The sequence below is a fragment of the Clostridium omnivorum genome, from assembly GCF_026012015.1.
Classification (GTDB): domain Bacteria; phylum Bacillota; class Clostridia; order Clostridiales; family Clostridiaceae; genus Clostridium_AX; species Clostridium_AX omnivorum.
On record NZ_BRXR01000001.1, the window covers coordinates 3,513,109 to 3,532,588 of the forward strand.

At 33.6% G+C, this 19,480-nt stretch carries 18 protein-coding genes and 1 pseudogene; 15 read left to right on the forward strand and 4 right to left on the reverse strand.

What is annotated here, in order from left to right; genetic code table 11:
* Positions 1–17: 17 nt before the first annotated feature.
* The gene (locus tag bsdE14_RS16530) at positions 18–1,175 is read right to left on the reverse strand and encodes a MerR family transcriptional regulator (RefSeq protein ID WP_264851107.1); all 1,158 of its coding nucleotides are present in this window, start codon (positions 1,173–1,175) and stop codon (positions 18–20) included.
* A gap of 303 nt (positions 1,176–1,478) precedes the next feature.
* Between bsdE14_RS16530 and bsdE14_RS16535 the strand changes: the two genes are divergently transcribed.
* The 7 genes from bsdE14_RS16535 (at position 1,479) to bsdE14_RS16565 (ending at position 6,486) form a co-directional block, all read left to right on the forward strand.
* Positions 1,479–1,694 carry a hypothetical protein gene (locus tag bsdE14_RS16535; protein WP_264851108.1) on the forward strand — a complete coding sequence of 72 codons (216 nt, stop codon included), beginning with the start codon at positions 1,479–1,481 and terminating at the stop codon, positions 1,692–1,694.
* A 262-nt stretch (positions 1,695–1,956) separates the two neighbouring features.
* Positions 1,957–2,541 (forward strand): rubrerythrin, encoded by a 585-nt coding sequence (gene rbr, locus bsdE14_RS16540; protein WP_264851109.1) that lies wholly within the window; start codon positions 1,957–1,959, stop codon positions 2,539–2,541.
* A 277-nt stretch (positions 2,542–2,818) separates the two neighbouring features.
* A complete protein-coding gene (gene msrA, locus bsdE14_RS16545) occupies positions 2,819–3,292 on the forward strand; it encodes a peptide-methionine (S)-S-oxide reductase MsrA (RefSeq protein ID WP_264851110.1) in 474 nt (157 codons plus the stop codon).
* Positions 3,293–3,383: 91 nt separating this feature from the next.
* Entirely contained in the window at positions 3,384–4,124 is a 741-nt protein-coding gene (locus bsdE14_RS16550; protein ID WP_264851111.1) for an NADPH-dependent oxidoreductase, read from the forward strand.
* On the forward strand, positions 4,114–4,563 hold the full coding sequence (msrB, locus tag bsdE14_RS16555; protein WP_264851112.1) for a peptide-methionine (R)-S-oxide reductase MsrB: 450 nt from the start codon (positions 4,114–4,116) through the stop codon (positions 4,561–4,563). Before bsdE14_RS16550 ends, msrB begins: the two co-directional genes overlap by 11 nt.
* Positions 4,564–4,755: 192 nt before the next feature.
* Positions 4,756–5,673: an ABC transporter ATP-binding protein gene (locus bsdE14_RS16560; RefSeq protein WP_264851113.1), complete on the forward strand. Its 918-nt coding sequence runs from the start codon at positions 4,756–4,758 to the stop codon at positions 5,671–5,673.
* Between the two features lie 18 nt (positions 5,674–5,691).
* Entirely contained in the window at positions 5,692–6,486 is a 795-nt protein-coding gene (locus bsdE14_RS16565; RefSeq protein WP_264851114.1) for an ABC transporter permease subunit, read from the forward strand.
* Between the two features lie 223 nt (positions 6,487–6,709).
* On the opposite strand, the gene bsdE14_RS16570 is transcribed toward bsdE14_RS16565, so the two are convergent.
* Positions 6,710–6,943 (reverse strand): hypothetical protein, encoded by a 234-nt coding sequence (locus tag bsdE14_RS16570; protein ID WP_264851115.1) that lies wholly within the window; start codon positions 6,941–6,943, stop codon positions 6,710–6,712.
* Positions 6,944–7,088: 145 nt separating this feature from the next.
* Here bsdE14_RS16570 and bsdE14_RS16575 point away from each other — a divergent pair, with 145 nt between their 5' ends.
* Both bsdE14_RS16575 and bsdE14_RS16580 read left to right on the forward strand, forming a co-directional pair.
* Positions 7,089–8,405: a helix-turn-helix transcriptional regulator gene (locus bsdE14_RS16575; protein ID WP_264851116.1), complete on the forward strand. Its 1,317-nt coding sequence runs from the start codon at positions 7,089–7,091 to the stop codon at positions 8,403–8,405.
* 49 nt (positions 8,406–8,454) lie between these two features.
* Complete coding sequence (locus tag bsdE14_RS16580) at positions 8,455–9,384, forward strand: WYL domain-containing protein (protein ID WP_264851117.1); 930 nt, start codon at positions 8,455–8,457, stop codon at positions 9,382–9,384.
* 88 nt (positions 9,385–9,472) lie between these two features.
* On the opposite strand, the gene bsdE14_RS16585 is transcribed toward bsdE14_RS16580, so the two are convergent.
* Positions 9,473–11,326, reverse strand: a complete 1,854-nt coding sequence (locus tag bsdE14_RS16585) for a DNA-binding transcriptional response regulator (RefSeq protein ID WP_264851118.1) — start codon at positions 11,324–11,326, stop codon at positions 9,473–9,475.
* Complete coding sequence (locus bsdE14_RS16590) at positions 11,326–13,527, reverse strand: hypothetical protein (RefSeq protein WP_264851119.1); 2,202 nt, start codon at positions 13,525–13,527, stop codon at positions 11,326–11,328. Before bsdE14_RS16590 ends, bsdE14_RS16585 begins: the two co-directional genes overlap by 1 nt.
* 173 nt (positions 13,528–13,700) lie before the next feature.
* On the opposite strand from bsdE14_RS16590, the gene bsdE14_RS16595 reads away from it, so the two are divergent.
* From bsdE14_RS16595 to bsdE14_RS16620, 6 genes and pseudogenes are all read left to right on the forward strand, one after another.
* On the forward strand, positions 13,701–14,432 hold the full coding sequence (locus bsdE14_RS16595) for a YybI family spore inner coat protein (RefSeq protein ID WP_264851120.1): 732 nt from the start codon (positions 13,701–13,703) through the stop codon (positions 14,430–14,432).
* 199 nt (positions 14,433–14,631) lie between these two features.
* Positions 14,632–14,943, forward strand: a pseudogene (locus tag bsdE14_RS16600) (histidine phosphatase family protein); the annotation flags it as partial.
* A gap of 123 nt (positions 14,944–15,066) precedes the next feature.
* Positions 15,067–15,993, forward strand: coding sequence for an MYG1 family protein (locus bsdE14_RS16605; RefSeq protein ID WP_264852284.1), 927 nt, complete (start codon positions 15,067–15,069; stop codon positions 15,991–15,993).
* A 327-nt stretch (positions 15,994–16,320) separates the two neighbouring features.
* Positions 16,321–17,928 (forward strand): sensor domain-containing diguanylate cyclase, encoded by a 1,608-nt coding sequence (locus bsdE14_RS16610; RefSeq protein ID WP_264851121.1) that lies wholly within the window; start codon positions 16,321–16,323, stop codon positions 17,926–17,928.
* A gap of 196 nt (positions 17,929–18,124) precedes the next feature.
* Positions 18,125–18,688, forward strand: a complete 564-nt coding sequence (locus bsdE14_RS16615; RefSeq protein WP_264851122.1) for a serine/threonine-protein kinase — start codon at positions 18,125–18,127, stop codon at positions 18,686–18,688.
* A gap of 48 nt (positions 18,689–18,736) precedes the next feature.
* Positions 18,737–19,474 (forward strand): PHP domain-containing protein, encoded by a 738-nt coding sequence (locus tag bsdE14_RS16620; RefSeq protein ID WP_264851123.1) that lies wholly within the window; start codon positions 18,737–18,739, stop codon positions 19,472–19,474.
* The last annotated feature ends 6 nt before the right edge of the window (positions 19,475–19,480 follow it).

Below are 19,480 nucleotides of genomic sequence, written 5' to 3' on the forward strand. Positions count from 1 at the left end.
GTTAGGAGAATAAGCAATTACTTATTCTCAGAATAAAATTTTAAAGCTTCTCCAATAAATTTAGATGCACCATTTCCATATTTTTTGTCAGTTACTTTTATCATGGTGGAGTTTGACAAATAAAGCTCTGCAGTATACCCCAAATGATTTTCACCAGCATCTACTTTTAAAGCTTCATTCTGCTTTTCTGTCTCACTTGCTATTTCTTCAACGATTTTTTGAATTTCCTCTGAAGATGGGTCTTTACTTAAATCGGAGGTTAGCTTTTCATATATTGTTTCTATTTTAGGCTTTTTATCTCCTAAATAATTTTTTAGGGCTTCACCGATAAATTTAGATGCACCATCTCCATATTTCTTATCAACTTCTTCCATCCAATCAGGAAATATCAAATAAGTTTTTACAAAGTAGAACCAATAGTCATTTCCTAAATCAGTTTTGAATATTTCATAATCCTCTTTAGCCGTATTTGTTATTTCTTCAGCAATTTGTTGAATTTCCTTTGAAGAAGCATCTTTGTTTAAGTCAGATACAAGCCTTTTGAATAGTTCTTTTAATTTAGGATTTTTATCTTGAAGAAGATCTTTTTTAAATTCATCAATTTGTTCTGCATTAGTTATTGCAGCACTATCGAGATTCTTCTTCATAGCTTCAGCATATTTTTCAATACTTCCATATTTCTTTATGGCCATTTTAGCTATCTCATCTTTATTAGCTTTAAATTTTTCAATGTGTTCATTAAATTTATCTACGCTGCCATAAATCTTAATTACTTTGTCCTCATGTTCTGTTTTAAATTCTTCCAAAGCTTTAAAATACGCACTCATATCAAATTCTTTAAAACTCATAGTATTGTCTCCTTTTATTGTTTTATTAATAAGCTCTATAAGCTGGTTCAGTCTGTCGCGCTTTAAAATAAGCAGTTTTTCCTGCCTTTCTAGTGCTTGCATTTTATCAAAGTATGGGCTCTGCATTATCTCTTTAACATTCTTTAAAGGTATATCAAGTTCTTTAAAAAATAAGATTTGCTGCAAGGTTTCAAGGGCTTTATCGTCATAAAGTCTGTATCCTGCCTCTGTTATTTCGCTTGGTTTTAACAATCCTATTTCGTCGTAATAATGTAGTGTGCGCACACTTACACCGGTCAGATCTGAAACTTGTTTTACTGTTCTCATTATTGCACCTCAAGGTTTCATTTTAGAGCTAACGCTACTATTTAATACTCCAGTGGTTGTGAGTTTTTGTAAGTATAGGTAAGCTCTACATATATATTGCACTATGACGTGGCGTTAGAGTCAACACTTTTTGAAAAAAATTTAGTAAAATGAAAAAGTAACTTCTTGTTTGCAATACTTAATTCATTTTTCATGATTTTAGACTTGTACCAGATATGTTAATTTTATTAAGATAAGTATGGGTAATATGAACATTTTGAGAACCCTTCTGCAATTGAAATTTATTTTAGAGAAATCCAAAGAATGAATATTGTTTCTACACCTTCGAATTATTGGTATAGTATTTTCGGAGCAACACTTGAATATATGGATGGAATATATTATTGGGCGGATGAAGAAGATTTTAATATTGATAATCCTAATAATGATAGAACAATGTGGATTTCTGCAAAAGGGATAAAATGGCGTGACAGAAGCGAATTTATGGGTGAAGGACTAAGATATGGTAAAGGAGAATAGTAAATTTGAAACACTTTTGGATAAGTTTTGGGCAGGTATAGTCCTAACAAGCTTTAGAAGGCAGTGGAACGATGAAAAATAAAAATTAAAAAAATCCTCAAAGGAAAATTGCTTGAAAAACTCGGAGCATTATAATATAAAGTAACTCAAGAAAATCGTACTGAAAGGTCATTTACAAGGGTAAGAAAAAGAGGATTATTGTCGGGCGTGTAGAATATAAGTATTTAATAGTAATTATTATTTATTACAAGGAGGTATCTTTATGAATTCTTTAAAAGGAACAAGAACTGCTGAAAATCTTATGAAAGCTTTTGCTGGAGAGTCTCAAGCAAGAAATCGCTATACTTATTATGCATCTGTAGCAAAAAAAGAAGGCTATGTACAAATATCCAATCTGTTCATCGAAACTGCTGAAAACGAGAAAGAACATGCAAAGAGATTTTTTAAGTTTTTAAATGAGAGTTTAAATGGTGAAGCAGTAGAAATAAATGCTACTTATCCTGTTGGACTTGGCGATACAAAAGCAAATCTACTATCAGCTGCTAATGGCGAAAATGAAGAATGGACAGAACTTTATCCTCAGTTTGCAGATATTGCTGATGAAGAAGGTTTTCCATCTGTAGCAGTTGCTTTCAGAAGAATAGCTGAGGTTGAAAAGCGTCATGAAGCGAGATACAGAAAACTTTTAGAAAATCTTGAAAATGATAGTGTATTTAAGAAAGATTCTGTAGTTCTATGGAAGTGCAGCAACTGTGGATATATCTATGAGGGAGAAAGCGCTCCTGAAGCTTGTCCTGCATGTATTCATCCAAAGAGCTACTTTGAACTTTTTGTTGAAGCATATTAACTAAAAAACTTCTAATTAAAATGAATAAGCCGATTGAGATGTATCTAAGATTATCTCAACCGGCTTATACTTTTACTACAGCATGCAGCTTACATCTATCTGCAATGTTAGTAAAATTTAAAAATAATGAATTTATATACTCTTGGAAAGGTGGTTTTCATTACTAATTTTTCCTCGTATAGGGATGGTGCAGGAAAAAATACGGATACAAGAAACATGAGATACACAAAATAATATATAGGTTTAGATAAAATTTTTAGAAAAGGAGAAGAAATATATGAAGGAAATAGTACTTGCAGGTGGATGCTTTTGGGGAATAGAAGAATACATATCTAGAATACTTGGTGTAAAGGAAACAAAGGTTGGTTATGCTAATGGACATAAAGAAAGACCAAGCTATGAGGAAGTGTGCTATAGCAATACCGGTCATGCAGAAGCCTGCTATATAAAATATGATGAAAATGTAATTAGTTTGGAAGCACTTTTGGATAAGTTTTGGGCAGTTATAGACCCAACCAGCTTTAACAGACAGGGAAATGATATAGGCAGCCAGTATAGAACAGGAATTTATTACATTGATCAAAAAGATTTGGGCACTATAAAAGATAGTATGGAAAGAGAACAGGTAAAGCACAATATGAAAATAGTAACAGAGGTTGAACCACTTAAGTGCTTTTATGAGGCTGAGGAATATCATCAACGATATCTTAAGAAAAATCCAGGAGGATACTGCCACATACCTTTAGACTAAAGATTGATTTAATCGAATTATTTGACAATTATTTCTTTTGTTGTATAATAATAATTAAGAAATAATTATTATCCATAGGAGATGTTAAAAAATGAATGAAACTATTAAAGTAATACAAAATCATAGATCAATAAGAAGTTTTTTAGATAGGGATGTAGAGGATGAGGTTATTGATGAAATATTAAAATCCTCTCAGTCTATGCCAAACTCTATAAATGGGCAGCAGACTTCTGTAATTGTAATCAAGAATAAGGAAGCAAAGGCAGAAATTGCACATATGGCTGGAGATCAAAAATGGATTGATGAAGCACCTGTTTTTTTAGTTTTTGTTGCTGATTTTTATAAAACTAACATTGGAGCAGAAAAAAATAATAATAAGCAAATTATTCATGAGAGCATAGAAGGTACTTTGGCAAGTACTTTTGATTCTGGACTTGCAATGGGAGCTGCTATTATAGCTGCAGAGTCTATGGGACTTGGAATTGTACCAATTGGAGGTATTAGAAAAGATCCAAAGGGAATAATAGATTTACTTAAACTCCCTAAATATACATATCCTATAGCAGGACTTGCCATGGGGTATCCTAAAGATAATTCAAGAAAAAAACCAAGATTGCCATTTAGTACTTTTAAACATGAAGAAAAATACAATACTGAAAATATGAAGGAAACCATAGATAAATATGATGAAACCATGGAAGTTTATTTAAAAGAAATCGGCAGGGAAAAGGAAGTTAACTGGAGCAGTAATATTTCTGGAATATATAAATATGTGTATTACCCAAAAGTATATCCAACTATGAAAGAACAGGGATTTTATAATGACAAATAAAAATAATTACAAAAGACCTTCAAAAGAAGAATTACTTGAAAAGCTTAGTCCTCTACAGTATGAAGTAACTCAGGAGAATGCTACAGAAAGACCTTTTACAAGTGAACTTTATAATTTTGATAAGCAGGGTATATATGTAGATATTGTAAGTGGAGAGCCTTTATTTAGTTCAAAGGATAAATTTCATTCGGAGTGTGGCTGGCCAAGTTTTTCTAAACCTATAGAGAAAAATATAAAAGAAAAATTAGATTTAAGCCATAATATGAGTAGAACTGAAGTTAGAAGTAAAATAGGAGATTCTCATTTAGGGCATGTATTTACAGATGGACCTGAAGAAAAAGGTGGTCTTAGATATTGCATAAATGGAGCAGCTTTAAGATTCATACCTTTAGAAGACTTAGAAAAAGAGGGTTATAGTGAATATTTAGAGCTGTTCTAGCATAAGAAATGACTTTCAGTTATTAAATTTTATTTAATAGCTGAAAGTTTATTTTTTTGAATTTCGTTTTGCTCACTAATGCCATGTATAAAGTAAATGTTTCCTGATAGTTAACTTTTTTCACTAAGGTCAACTATAAATCCATTTACAGGAAGCAAGGAAGTATATAAAATTTAATTAGAGGTGAAAAAAATGAATGCAATAAATGTAGAAAATCTTAATAAATCTTATGATGGGCAGATAAATGCTTTAAATAATATAAATCTATGTATACCAAAAGGTGAGATATTTGGCTTTCTTGGCCCTAATGGTTCAGGGAAAACAACTACTGTTAGAATTCTTAATGGCATTCTTTCAGCATCATCAGGTCATGCTGAAATTTTAGGAATACCTGTGGGAGAGAAAAATCTTGAAATTCATAGATTATGCGGGGTTATGACCGAAAGTTCCTTCTGTTATGAAAATCTTACTGCTGAGCAAAATCTAATATTCTTTGGGAAGATGCATGGAATAGATGAAAAGTTGCTTAATGAACGCACAAATTTTATATTGAAGAGGCTGGAGCTTGCTGATGTAAAGAGTAAAAAGGTAAAATCCTTCAGTACAGGTATGAGAAAAAGAGTTTCCTTAGGACTTGCTTTAGTTCACAATCCTAAGATTTTATTCCTTGATGAACCTACTTCTGGTTTAGATCCAGAAAATGCACTTAATGTTACAAGGCTAATAAAAGAACTTGCAGAGGAAAATCAGGTCACAGTGTTTCTATGTACTCATCAATTAAAGTACGCAGAAGATATTTGTACACTATATGGATTTATAAATAGCGGCAATATACTTGGCTTTGGTACATTTGATGAGCTTGCTTCAAGAAAAAATGCCACACTTCAATTAAAGATTAGAGGAAAAAATATTTCGGATAAATTAGGATTTATATATGAAGGTAATGATATGTATAGTAAAGCCATCTTAGGAGACAAAGAGGTTAATGCTCTAATACAAGGCATATTGACAAATGGTGGTGAAATCTACGAAGCCGTTCAGCAAAAGTGGTCTTTGGAACAGCTGTACTTTAAATATATAAAGGGTGTATCAGATAAAGTTACATTATAAGATTGGGGTGATTAGAATATGAATATAAATGAAAAAGCATTGATAAATAAAGATATAAATGAAATAACAAGTGCAAAACAGGTTATTATGCCTATGACTATCGTGCCCATTGTTCTCATTGTAGCAATACCACTGGCTATATTGATAGGCGCCAGCTTTATTGGAAAAGATTCAAGTATGCTAACAAAAATGGGTCCACTTATAAAAAAATTGCCATCTTATTATGCGGCATATTCTCCAGCTCAACTTTTAGTTAAAGTATCGCTAGACTTTATGTTTCCTCCATACTTTCTTATAATTCCAATAATGTGTTCGGCAGTTATAGGAGCTAGCAGTTTTGTTGGGGAGAAGGAGCATAAAACTATGGAGTCCCTGCTTTATACACCAATATCCATGGAGCAGCTGCTTAGAGCAAAGATTTTAGGGGTTTTTGTGCCTTCCTATATTGTGACTTTGATTTCATTTATAGTTTTTGGCATTATAATTAATATAGGTGGCTTTATATATTTTGGAACACTTATTTTTCCGGATATAAAATGGCTCATAATAATACTTTGGATTTCGCCTGCAATCAATTTATTATCACTAACATTTACTGTGATGGTATCTGCAAAGTCAGAAACCTTCCAAGAAGCACAGCAAGTGAGCGGTCTACTTGTACTTCCACTAATTCTTATATTAGTAGGGCAAATGACAGGTGTTCTTATGCTCAGTAACCTTGTTATGCTTATAGCTGGTGGTGTCATTTTGATACTAGATTATATTTTAATAAAGAGAATTTCTTCAAAATTTATTCCAGAGAAATTGATTTAATGTACATTGCCCTAGTGTCACACAGTTATTTTTGAGCCGTGTAGATATTGATTATTTTTGATAAAACAAAGCTGAAGCAAACTTTCTTGTTTACTTCAGCTTTATGTTATTTAGACATATGATGGGATTCAGCATCAGACAGAGAAGTCTGTACTTGCAGAAAGCACATTTCCCTAGCATCATGTTATCACCTCCCTTTGCTTTAATTTTGGGGTTTCAAGGCTTAATCCTCCTCTAGGAATCCGCCGACGAAGCCAACTACGCCTCCGAAAGCGCCACCAACAGTTGCTCCTGTGCCTTCACCAACTACAGCGCCGAACACTGTTCCAGCGGGACCAAAAACTGAACCACTGGCTGCGGAGATGGCGCAGAATACGCTTCCTACTATTGAAGCACCAGCGCTTCCTCCAAGAGCTGCACCTTTTAAACCATTTGATAGTCTGTCTGTGAATTTCATACAGAACACTTCCTTTCAGTTTTTTTTATTGTTATAATGTTGCTATGTAATCCCTGCTGCCTCTTTTAAGTGGCTGCTGATTACATTTTTTATTATATCAAGGTCTTAATACACAGTCCTTTCAAAAACTATGCGAGGTTAATATATGGGTGAGAGTAAATACAATAATTTTATAAAACACTATGATACCATAAGAGAAATTCTCAGAGATTTTTATATTTATGGCTGCTACACAAGGGATAACTTTTCTTCAAATAGAACCAGCGGCAGGAAATATGATAATGAACGAAGGCGTATTTTATGCTACATTAATGAGATTCATATAGTGGAGAAAAAAAGAGGGCATCAAAAATATATAAGTTTATCCTATGATATGTACAGGTGTACAAGAAACTTTCTATCAGATTCTTTTTTGTCAAGGAGCTTTAGCAGGAATGACATTATGCTGCATTTTTATATTCTTCAGCTGCTGGCAAAAAAAGCTGCACCCATGTCTCTGGATGAAGTTGTTGAGGAACTGGATACTTTAACTAGGGATCTGCCTGGACTTAAGGATGGCTTTGACAGGAATACAGTTAGACGTAAGCTGGAAAAGCTCCTTTTGGAGGAAGTGCTTGACACAGAAAAGGATAAAACCAAGAAATTGTACAAAATAGCAGAGGACTTTTATAAGGACTTTGATGACGAAGAGCTTATAGATATTTTATATACCATGGAATTTTTCTCAAATACTGCAGCAGTTACTTTGCCGGGGTATTATGCAATGGATACCTTGAGGAATTATGCTAAGCAGGAACGAAACCTTTCCATCTCCACAGAGGATATATTTATGTACAAGCATAATCATCTTCAGAGGATTATAGATGATGAGATATTGTGGGATATTTTTGAGGTTATGAAAAGTGGCAGTTTGGCAAGCTTCAACTATATAAGAAAGAATAATAGTAAAGAAGATAGTAATAAAATAGTAAAACCACTAAAAATTATTATAGATTTTCAATATGGAAGACAATATCTTTTATGTATTGACTGCAAGAAGGATAGATTATCTTTTTACAGAATAGATCGTATAAAGAATTTAAAGCGCTGTGATGATGAAATACTTCAGCAGAAGGCTAATAAGGTATCAGAGGAATGCTACAACAAGTGCTGGTGCGCTTCCTTAGGCAGAAACGAGGAAGGCAGCATCACCACAAAGGTAGAAGCAGAATTTTCATTTGATGAAGTGAAAAAGAGTTATATTTTAGACAGGATTAAGAGAGAAGGAAGATGGGGAGAACTTCAGAAAATCTCACAAAATAAATATTTATATACTATTGAGGTTACAGATCCAGAAGAACTGCTGCCTTGGTTTCGTTCCTTTGGGGAGCATGTGAGGGTTAAAGCAAGTGATGAGCACAAGCTGGATGAAAAGCTGAGGGATAACTGGAAGGAGCTGCTTATAAAGTATGGAGCTGTTTAATGAAACTAAAAATAGGTATTTTGGGGTTGTGCAAAATATAATAAACCGTATGAATAAAGAGGTCTTTACAGAAAAGGATATAAAAGATATTCTGCAGCAGCAGAGCTATAATGAGCCTGATTTTGAGTTTGAAGCTTCTCTGCTTAATAAATCACGAGATGGAGATAGCAATCTGTTTCTCATAAAAAAAGAGGAAGGTATTTATACACCGCATATTAACAGCACAGTTTCTATTAGACCTTCAGCTGTGGAAAAGAAGTGGCTTAAAGCTCTAACGGAAGAGGAGATACTTGAACTTTTTTTAAAAGAATCCACCATAGAAAAGCTGAAAAAAAAGTTGGAGAATATTGATAATCCAATAAATATGGACTTTATAGAATATAGGAATGCAGATAAAACAGCAGCTAAAATAGAACAAGAACAGAAGCTTTACATTGAGTGCTTTAAAAATGCATACAGGGCTTTAAAGGAACATAGATTTATTAGTTATACCTACTGTGGAAATAATGACAGATTGTATGAAAATCTGAAAGGTTATCCCTTTAGAATAGAGTATTCCTCAAAAAATAATAGATTTAGATTGTCCATTATGCCTGAAGATATGAGCCGACCTATAAAAATGAATATGGATGGGCTTAAGGTTGTAGAAATTCTTGAAGAAGCGAATTCACAGTATAGAAATGCAGCAATGGAGAAGATCTTAAAGAAAAAAGCTGATAATCCAATTGTGCTTGAAATAGAGAACAAACATAATGCCATAGAGAGATGTTTTTCGCTATTTTCTTATTACGATAAGGAAGCTTATTATGACAGTGAGAAGGATAAGCATTATATGAAGCTGTCTTATTATGAGTTTGATGAAAGGGAGCTTGTAAAGGATATCCTGTCCCTTGGGAGCTCAGCCCTGGTAATCTCTCCAGAAAACATTAGAACTGAAATAATAAACAGGGTGAGAGAGGCGCTTCAAAATAATTATTAAATTTATAAAAAGCCTGAGAGAGCTTGAAATTAAAATTAAAAGGCTTCTCTCTGGCTTATTTTTAGGATTTTCTAAGACTATTAGCAAACTATTTTTGATTAAAAGCTCTATTATAGCTTGCAAGATATAAAAACGTTAATATGTCTTTGTTACCATCATTATCAAAGATAGTATTTTCCTTATGATTGTAATTTACTACTGGAAGTATGTTATCCTTTAAATCATAGGATGGAAAATACATGGTATGCCAGAACATCTTGTACAGATAGTCACTGCTGCAGTTAGCTTTTCTGCCTATATCAGTCAAAACATCATAAATATTGAGACTAGAAAGCTTCTTGTTATTTTCATTAATTATACTATTAAGAGATTTTGTAATTAGCTCATCTATATTTTCAGGTTCTAGTTTAGAAATTGATGTTTCAAGGTACGCAAGGGTATTATCTTCTGATGTACATAGTTTTAATAGGTCCTTTTCCCAAGTAGCAACATCATCAAGGACTTTACCAAAGTAGCTTCTCATAAAAAGCACAAAAAGAAAAGCAATATCCTTTTCATTAAATTCATATATTCTTGAATGAGCTGTCCAATTTCTAACACACTTTAGAACTGCAGTAATGCTGCACTGTATAAGCTCATTTCTACCTTTATAGTCATCTACTTTTGGATGAGGAACATAAGCTGCTTCATATGGATGGCTCAGCTGCCTAATCAGCTGCCTGTAGAGCTGCTTACTTACGTTTTCCTCTGGTTCTCTTAAAGGCAAGGCTTCCTTTATCCAGTGAAGCATGTCCTCAAAATAGTTTATATCATATATTTCCTTCTTTTCATTTAAATTAACTTCTTGAAATATAACTCTTCCAGGTTCAACCCTATACTTTTTTTCAACCTTTGTGTTATGTTTTGCATCAACTATTTTGTGGAAGGGTATAAACCTTTCAATGGTGCTGCTTATCTCATTTTGGTACTCGAAGATTTGACCTTTCATTTTAATTTTTTTCGAATTATAATCACCATTATAGCTTTCATATCTTGCAAATAATTCAGCATTTAAGGATTCTTGCTTTTGCTCTAAAAAAGCTTTTGCGTTTGATAACTTGTTTAAATGCTCTATACAACCTTCAATTATTCCAGAGCGTAGGGCGTAGTAGCTGTTTTTATCTAAAGTCTTTAGCCACTTAAGAAGTTTCTTATCCTCTGTTCTATCACTAGTAGCTTTATATTGATTTGGGTTTTTGCTGAATTTTCTTTCAGGAGGAATATTTATGCCAGCCTCGTGAAAGGCTTTAAAATTCTTTTCTATGTTATTAGTTTTTTCGTTACATCCTTCAGCCGATGCCGATATTTCCTCATAAGAATTGGAGGAGCTGTTGTTCAAGCTTTGAAGGGCCTCGTAGGCTTCGGTATATAAGCCTGCCTTAAGCTGCTTTATAACTCTGGTTATTGGATGCCTCAACACCTCAACAGTTCTAAGGTAACCAAGATTTAGGTATACCTGCTGCTCAATTTTCTCAAAACAATGTGAAGCTTTGTACTCATTGAGCATACCGCTGCTGCTCATAAGCTGGAGCAAGGCATTAATTCTTTCAGTATACCCTCCTATGTCATCTTCGTTTATATACGCACTCAAAAAGGCTATTCTATTATTTGGGAAGCCCTTGTCTAATAATTTAAGATATATATAAAAGCCACCGTCTGTGCTGCTTCCATTTTTAAGCCTGTCATGCGTTACAATGCCATCAAGCTTATTCAGATATTGATTATTCTCAATTTCGATATTGATATCCAGGATGGCAGCATCAAATTCTCCAAAATGATTATCTATAATATCTAGAGCGTCATTAAGGGTATCTGCATAGAGCACTCTACTAGGCTCAAGATTGTACATTTCGCAGTAGAGCGCCTTGTCCCTTACATCATCATCTACGCAAAGGTATTTCATTATATATCCTCCTCCTCATCTGAAATTAGTCCTTTGTCCAGGAGAACCTTAATGGAATAAATGTCTTCAAAAATACTCGCTTGAACACTTTTAAGCTTTTTGTTTCCATTAAGCATTCTCATGAATTCATCCATGGCTTCAAGACCTTTTTTATTGCCGCCAGTAAAGATATTTCTATCTTCTACCGGATTTAGAACTTCAATGGATATGTAATCCAGTGCATCAACAGTGTTGGTAGTTAACACTAGATTAATATATGAAGCAGAGCCTTTCTTACCATAGGTAAGTGCATTGAAGAACAGCTCCATAAATCTTCCTATAAGAAAGGAAGCACAGCCGCTAGTTGGGTCAATGGTTATTGGGCTCAGGCTTTCATCTATGCTAAAGGATACCTCAAAGGCCTTTGAGGTAAACCAATGAAAAACTTCAGTATTGCCTTGAAGTACTTGTTTTTCAAAGGAAGCCATAAGCTCATGAGTATCAAGGCCTGATGAGCTGAAGCTATTCCTAATCCACTGGCATCTACTGGAGTTGTCAAAGAAAACTCTAAGCAGCACCCTTTTAAAGGCATAATCTATAAAATAAGGCAGTCCTACTGCAGTGCTGGATTTTGATATGCCTTTTCTTAAGTATGCCTGAAGCTGTATTGGATTTGCAGAATGGGAAAGCTTTAATATCTCACATTCATTCTGCATCATGATTTCATCATTGTAGACCTGCATAAGAGTAACATAGTAGTCCCTGAACTCTTCATGCTGGGCTAGAGCTTCTGCAACCTTATAAATTGCATTTGGCTTTATGATGTTGGTCCAAATGTGAGAAAAGTCATCCACCATTTTGTTATTCTTGTTTATGACCCTTTGAAGGTCCTCCCTGAGGTTCTTCTCCACTAGATTTTTTTCTCTAGTGGTATCTAAAGTCTTAAGGAAAACATCAAAGTCAAGCTCAAAGGTTGAATTGAGCACAAGACTAGGCAGATAATAACCTACTGAAGAATTACCTAGATTGCTATAAAGCTCATAATCCAGGTGTTCTAGATAGCCATATATGGTATCTGTCTGATTATAGGTCAACCTGTACAAGTCATCTGCAGAGGGCAATTTGCAGAGCAGATTGAAAAGCTTGTAATAGTAGGCAATTTTGTAATCTGGACAGTGGAAAAGTGCACTGTCAAAATCTTTTTCCTCCACAAGCTTTAGATACTCTTGGAAATTTCCATCCTCTACATAACCCAGTATGTCCTGAGCAGTTAGAGGCTCCACATAGGACTCATCATAGTCCTTTTTTATGCAGTATTCCTCACATACGAAGAGAAATACAGCAAAAATGGTAGCAGCAGCATCATAGTCTAATACTTCGCCCATAGTATTTTCCCATATAAAATCTATGGCGATATCCTTAAGTTTGAGAGCTGCTTCAAAGGCGGTTTCCGCAGATCTTCTGGAGGAGCTCTCGTAATAATCATCTCCTATTTTGCCCATTATAGCAGCAACAAAATAAAGAGAAGAACCTTTCCAGTTTTTCTTCTGCTTTTTCAGAGTTTGCATCTCATGCAGAAGGCCCTTATCTGGAGTTGCTTCAAATATGATGTCGTCATTGCACTTTAGTGCATGAGATTTAAGCCCCTCATCAACTAAAAACTTCATTCTTACATGAAGATAGTTGTCATAGGCAGCTAAAATCTCTTCATGAAGATATAGTGTTTCACTATAACTGCGGAAGCTTTTAACAATAGCGGCATGTAGCTCCAACTGTTTTTTCAAATAGCCTTCAAAGGCTCTTAGAATTTTTGCTGAAGCTTCTGTAACTACAGCTTTGTCTTCCATTTGCTCATGGTTGTAGAATTCTACTCCAAGAGCTCTTATGTCTTGGGTGAAGACATGAGTATTCTTAAGGAGCGTTATGAGCTCAAAAGAGTCTAGCATATCTTTACTACCAGCCCAAGCAATTATAGTATCAAAGTCGTACTCCAGATCATATTCTCTGAAGTATCCTTGTTCTTCGAATTGGTTTACAAAGTCGAGAAACAAGCCATAGGCAGTTTGGAAATCTTCAGGATTCGCATCTACGAAGTCAAGAAGTTCCTTTTCCATTGTTTCAACTAGCCACAGAAGATTATCACAATTCTTTTCAGTAGACTCCAAAAAGCTGTAATAACCATATTGTAAGTGTATTTCAAAAGTGTTTATATCTTTTATCATACTTATCAACCTCCACGAATTTATAAACCAATTATAGTTCATAGGAGCTATTGGTAACTATTCAAAAACTATGCGAGATTGAGGTTATTATATCATAAATTTGCATACCACGGCACAGAGTTGTTTTTTTATTCATAAGATATTATGAAAACAAATAATTAAAAGGAGAAATCATGTATAATCGTTATTTTAGGCAAAATAGTACTAGTCCGCAAATTGAAGCTTATGCACGTGGAGATGTTAATGGTGATGGTATACCCGATAATGTATATTTAACTGGAATTATAAAGCCAGACAGTCCCTTTATTCAAAATATAACCCTTGTAATACAGGATGGAGTTACTGGGAGGCTTAGCAGAATACCCTTAAAGGAAAATGCAGGCTATGATCCTACGCTCTTTTTAGGTGATTTTACAGGTGATGGAGTTGATGATATATTAATTAGTATTTTCTCTGGTGGCAGCGGAGGCATGATGTGGCACTACATCTACTCTTTTGTAAATAATTCACCAAAACTACTCTTTGACTTTAATGTTTACAATGAAGAATATAAATATGATGTTACTTATAAGGATAACTACAAGGCCGAGGTAATCAGCAGGAACAATAATGAAAAGTATATTATAGATTTAACTTATAAGGGCCAGGATTACTTAAATGAAATATATAATGAGCAGGGAATTTTAAAGCAGCCAATAAGCGGATTTGTAGATCCAATAAGTGGCTTATATCCTATAGATTATGATCGAGATGGAGTATATGAGCTGCTTGCAAATCAGAAAATAGCCGGCAGATATAATGCGGATGGTATAGGTACTGTTTTGAATATTTTAAAGTGGAAGGATAACAAGTTTAACTTGTACGAGCAGAATATAGCTATTTTTGGAGAAGAAATAGGGAAGTAGATAATTTATTGTGAGAGTCGATATATTGAAAGGTGTACTTTAAATAGTACACTTTTTTAGTGGTTTATATAGTTATATGAATTATATTTGAACTAATGCTATAATTAGCATTAAGGTGAGCAATAACTAGTACCAATTTAAATTAATTAGTAGGTGTTAATGTGAATAAGACAATAGGGATACTAGCAATGAAGAGTACGCAAACGAGTGGCATAAGCATTTAGCAGATTTACCTTATCCAGATGGAGAGTGCGGTGAAGATGTTTGCAAGAGGGTGATGAAAATTATAGACGATATAAAAAAGCAGCAATATGATAATGTTGCAATAGTAACTTCTGGAGGTACAATCGCAATACTCTTATGTGAATTTTTAGGCTTAGAACAATATAAGAGATTTGGAATAGGCATTGATAATTGCAGCATAAGCATTCTAGATTATAATATTTTTAATGATAAAGTAACTATAAAGTGTATTAATGATACAGCGCACTTGGAGGATTTAGTTTTGTAAGAAACAAGTTCCAGCTGCCAAAAGTACATTATAGATTTAGATTACAGTAAAGCTGCATATACTATTTAAAACTAATGATGAAATGAAGGGGATAATATAGATACTAAAAAGGAATTTAAAAGAATTGGTACTCATGATGGAAGATTTCATGCTGATGAGGTAATGGCTACCGCTATTTTGAAGGAAGTTTATGATGTAGAGCTAGTTAGAACAAGGGACAATAAAATATTAGAGAAGTTAGATATAGTATACGATGTTGGAGGCGGAGGACTTGATCATCATGGGCTGGATAAGGTTTATAGAGAAGATGGAATTCCTTATGCATCCAGCGGACTTGTGTGGAATAAGTTTGGAAGACAGGTAATAAGCAATAAGAATTCAAGCCTTGGTGAAGAAGAAGTTGAGACTGTAATTAAGCACATCGATAGGAAGCTCATTGAAGGCATTGATGCCTTGGACAATGGGGTTTGGATTGATACTACTGAAATACCACTTATGAATATAAGCTCAATAATATCGGGCTTTAATCCAAACTGGAAATCAGATAAGGACGAAGATGTGGCCTTTAATGAGGCAGTACAGGTTGCTTCCTCCATTTTGAATAATGCAGTAGACAACAGACTTTCTGTGCTTAAAGCAAGAGAGTGCGTAGTAAAAGCTTATGAAAAGAGAAAGACAAAGGAACTTTTAATTTTAAATAAATATTGCCCTTATGGTGAAATCCTAAGGGATATTGATGAGAATAATGAGGTTTTATATGTAATATATCCGAGAAAGGACAGTTATGCTATTCAAACAATTAGAAATGATAATAGAGAAGATAAGAAGAAGTTTCCGGCTTCCTGGGCAGGAAAAAGGGATGAAGAGCTGTCATCAGTAACTGGAGTTAAGGATGCAGTATTCTGCCATACTGGAAGATTTCTTGCAGTAGCAGGTTCATTAGAGGGTATTATGAAAATGGCAGAGCTGGCCCTTGCTGAACCAGAGGAAAGAAAGCCAAGTGGTATTTTTGAATTTATACACAAAGCGATGAAGAAGATAAAAAAATAATATAATAAAAGCATGTTAGAGAACATCCTGCTATGGATGTTCTTTTAGCATATAATTGAATTAACCTAGAAATATGATAGTGCTGTGACTGAGGTCGTGATACCGTAACACCTTTGTACAAAAGCTTACATATTAGTAGATTTGTATGTGCCAAAGATCACAGCCCCGGTTCACCCCTTGTGCCAAAGGTCACGTCCCCTTGGCATGTGGCCGTGATATATAAATTTGTCGAATTAATAAGAAATATGATGAAATAATTACTATTAAGATGTATAATTAAGGTAATACAATTTACAGTTATAAGTTAGAAAGGGGGCATTTTCTAAAATGATAACTAAAGAACTGATGAAATTGAAAAAAGGTATAATATTACATGGTATTTGCATATTCATTGCTGCAAGTTTTATATATTTAGTTATTGCTGTTGTTCTTCAGATAAAAACAAATGAATTAAAGAAAAGCGAAATAATAAGAAATGAAGAAATATTACTAAATGCTGAGCAGGATGTAATTTCATATAGAGTCGATAGAGTTGTTTCAGACGTTTTATATATAGCAGATAGTTTTGAAGCTCATAGTGTAGATTCTAGTGACTTTACAAATATTGAAAAGGAATGGATATCATTTTCTAATAGAAAAAGGATATATGATCAAATACGATTTATTGATGTAGATGGAAATGAGAGAATAAGAATTAATTACTCAGAAAAGGGTGCAACTGAAGTAGGAAAGGGGCAGCTTCAAAACAAGAAGGACAGTTATTACTTTACGGCTTCAACTGGTCTGAAAAAGGATCAAATTTATATTTCCAAGTTAGATTTGAATGTTGACAACGATAAAATAGAGCAGCCTAGCTTACCTACCATTAGATTTGCCACACCAGTTTTTGGACAAGACGGTAAAATAAAAGGTGTTGTAATATTAAATTATTATGCAAACTATGTTTTAAGGCAATTTGAAGATGTATCATTGCCAAGCTATGGAAATATGATTTTATTAAATTCTAATGGATATTGGCTTTTCAATAAACAAGATAGAGATAAAGAATGGACATTTATGTACGATGATAAGAAAAATGTGAGTTTTAAGAATGAGTTTTCTAAGGAGTGGAACCTTATAACCAGTGGCAGTAAGGGTTCATTCAATACAGAGAATGGTTACTATTCATATTCCAATATAAGCTTTAATGATAACAAATTAGCTGACAAAACAAAAAGTACAACAAATGAAGCCACAGTTTTAGATGAGGGAAATTGGATAGCAGTATCCTATATACCTAAGAGCAGAGAAGCTCAATTAATGATTTTTACTGACGTATATACAAATACTAAATACATTTTAAAAAATAATATACCAATTTTTATTTTTATAGCTATTTTAGCAGCAGTTATTGCTCTTTTAATGGCAATAAATAAGCTTTCAAAAGAGAGAATAAAATATTTTTCAGAGTATGATTCAATGACAGGAGCTCTTAATAGAAGAGCTGGCTTTGAAATTTTGAATAAAATATATCAGGATTTTGCAAGGGATAAAGGGGCTATAAGTATTTGTTTTTGTGATATTAATGGTTTAAAGGAAGTAAATGATAATCTAGGTCATGTAACTGGAGACGAGCTTATATCCTCAATAGTCAGTGTAATTAAAAAGCATATAAGGGAATCAGATTTTATAATAAGGCTTGGTGGAGATGAATTCTTAATAATATTTGTTAATTCTGATATTGAGCAATCAGAAAGAATTTGGAGTAGAATTAATGATGAATTTACTAGAATTAACCAGGAAGACAATCGAAAATATATAATAAGTATAAGCCACGGTATAGAAGAGTTTAAATTTAATTCTAATGAGTACATTGACGAGATTATTAATTCAGCTGATTCGAAAATGTATAATGAAAAGAGAATTATAAAAAGGAATTTTAAAGCTATAAAGTAAATAATTCATCTAGCATTAAATATAAGCTAATATTTTCTCAAACTGAGATAAATATTAGCTTTTTTATTTGTTAAAATTCTTTATAATATAGCAAACAAGAGAAAATTTAATTGTGTGTAAATGTTACTATGTGAAAAGTTCCAATACTATATTTCAGTCCATATACTATAATTATGATTATGTTATTAAGTGGGTGATGGGTATTACTAAATATTATAATGACTTAAATATAAATAAGCTGGAACTGCTAGGTGCGGGTACTCAAGGTAAGGTATATAGGATAGACAATAAAAGGTGCTTAAAGATTTTTAAGAGCAAAAAACAGTGCAAAGAGGAGCTTAAAACATTAATAATAGCCCAAGGAGACACGCATTTTCCCGTACTTTATCACTTTGGAGAGGACTATATTGTAAGGGAGTGCATAGAGGGAACCGAACTTAATGAATATTTATTAAGTCATAAACTTACTCCTGAGCTTATATTTAAGCTTATAGGACTTTACGAGGCTATGTTTAAGGTGGGCTATACTAGATTAGATGCGGCAATATTTCATGTTTTTGTAACTCCGGAGGGTGAACTTAAGCTTATAGATACTGCAAAAGCAATGAAAAAGGAAGCAGAAATTCCAAGTCTTCTTATTAGTGGCATTGAAAAAGCTGGATATAAAGAGGAGCTTTTTGATTTTTTGAAAAGTAACAGATCGGACCTTTATGAGGTTTGGAGAAAATATACAAGAATTAATTATAAAAAAATGAGCTAAAGTAACATTTTTAAGTGCTGCTTGCCAAGATAAGCGCAGGAGGTAGAGATGTTTTCAAAAGGGGATCTTCATATACATTCCACTGCATCGGATGGTGCACTAAGCCCAGAAGAAATAATTTTACTAGCAAAAGACAGACAGGTTGATACTATTGCTATCGCGGATCACAATTCAGTATCAGCCATAAATGAAGCTGCAGAAGCAGGCAATAAGTATGGTATCTCAGTAATTCCTGCTGTTGAGCTATCTACTAGGTATAACGGTGAAAGCATTCATGTGTTAGGATATTTTAGGGATAGGAGCTATGAAAGCTATAATTTTCAGCAGATTATAACACTTGTAAAAAATCATAAGGCTGTGGAAGCTAGAAAAATCATTGGTAGCCTTAGAGGCAGAAACAGTAATAATCATCTTTCAGTTTACGAAGGAATCCATTTTTTAAGGCTATTTGGAGCTGCTGTGGTGCTTGCTCATCCTGTTCGCATTTCAGAAAAAAACTTGCCAGAGCTTTTAGCTATGCCCTTTGACGGAATAGAAGCAAGATACTGCCTTAGTAGCGAGGATTCAACTAAATTTTTTATAGAAACAGCATTAAATAAATTTTCTTTTTATACTGGAGGCTCAGACTTTCATACCAACAAGATTAGAGATGAAAAGCACTGTATTATTGGAGAGCCATATCTTAATTCATTAGAACTTCAAAGGTTTCTTGTAAATTCTGGAGCCTTGGTGCTTGGTGCTGGTGCGCAAACCAGATGTTTATATAGATGGATTCCTTACTATTAGTATTTT